Source organism: Kytococcus sp. HMSC28H12 (assembly GCF_001816045.1).
Lineage (GTDB): Bacteria > Actinomycetota > Actinomycetes > Actinomycetales > Dermatophilaceae > Kytococcus > Kytococcus schroeteri.
The window spans coordinates 1-1,086 of record NZ_KV824380.1; the positions used below are offsets into that span (position 1 = coordinate 1).

At 76.1% G+C, this 1,086-nt stretch carries 2 protein-coding genes and 1 pseudogene; 2 read left to right on the forward strand and 1 reads right to left on the reverse strand.

The annotated features are described in order from the left end of the window. Both HMPREF3099_RS12760 and HMPREF3099_RS04465 read left to right on the forward strand, forming a co-directional pair. Window positions 1–201: pseudogene (locus HMPREF3099_RS12760) on the forward strand (DNA-3-methyladenine glycosylase 2 family protein); the annotation flags it as partial. 166 nt (window positions 202–367) lie between these two features. Next, entirely contained in the window at window positions 368–634 is a 267-nt protein-coding gene (locus HMPREF3099_RS04465) for a WhiB family transcriptional regulator (RefSeq protein ID WP_070704506.1), read from the forward strand. An 89-nt stretch (window positions 635–723) separates the two neighbouring features. Here the strand turns inward: HMPREF3099_RS04465 and HMPREF3099_RS12765 are convergent. After that, window positions 724–1,086 (reverse strand): hypothetical protein (locus HMPREF3099_RS12765; RefSeq protein ID WP_070704509.1); only part of this gene is annotated, 363 nt, incomplete at its 5' end.

A 1,086-nucleotide genomic window follows, 5' to 3' on the forward strand; every position in this document is an offset into this window, starting at 1 on the left:
GCCGCGCACGTGACCCGGGCGCTCACCGGGACCGCCGGTGACGACGTGGACCTGGCCCGCGTGCTGGCGCCGTACGCCGGCCAGCGCTACCGGGTGCAGATGCTGCTCGGCGCCTCCCGGGAGACCCGCCCGGAGCGCCACGGACCCCGCCTCGCGCCCCGCACGCACCTGCCGGTGGCGGGACGTGGCCATACACCATGAGGGGGCCCTGCGCCGGCTTGACACGCGGGGAGTTGCACCGGTGTAATTCCGGCGTCGGACGGCCCCCCCCCGGGGCGCGTGCCGCCGGTCCACCCGCCGCGGGTCGGACCCCATCTGTTGGCTGTACCACCACGTGCTGACGGGCCCCAGGGTCGAGGAGGAAACCGTGCACGAACTTCAGATCGTCGGACTCGCCGAGCAGGCGGCCCCCAGTTGGCAGGAGCGCGCCCTGTGCGCCCAGACCGACCCCGAGGCCTTCTTCCCGGAGAAGGGCGGGTCCACCCGTGAGGCCAAGCGCGTGTGCACCGGCTGCGACGTGCGCTCCGAGTGCCTGGACTACGCCCTGGAGAACGACGAGCGCTTCGGCATCTGGGGCGGCCTCTCCGAGCGTGAGCGCCGCAAGCTCAAGCGCCGGGCCGTGTTCAGCGCCTGAGCACCCGCACCGTCCACGTCGGCCGGTCCACCTCCCGGGCTGGGCCGGCCGACGCGCGTCACGGTGCGTGCGCAGGAGCCCGCCCGGGGTCACCGGTCGGGGTCGAGCTCCTCGGGGTCCCGACCCAGGGCCTCGCCCAGCAGGTCGGCCACCACGGCCTGCACGAAGAGCTCCTGGTCCTGCGGGCCGCGGGCGTCGGTGCCGAACGCCAGCCGGTGGAGCACCACCTGCCACCGGCCACCGACGGCCTGCACTCGGCCCCACCGGTCGGCGCGGTCGACGTCCGGGGGTGGCACCACCAGCACCAGCAGCTCCCAGTCGGCCTCCCGCAGGCCCGCCCGGGCGGCCACCCGGCTGGTGGCCGCGTGCGCCAGTTCCTCGAAGGCGGAGTGCCGGCTGGTCCGGGAGGGGGCGTCCGCGGTGCTCAGCGGCCCGCGCAGCTCGCGGCCGCG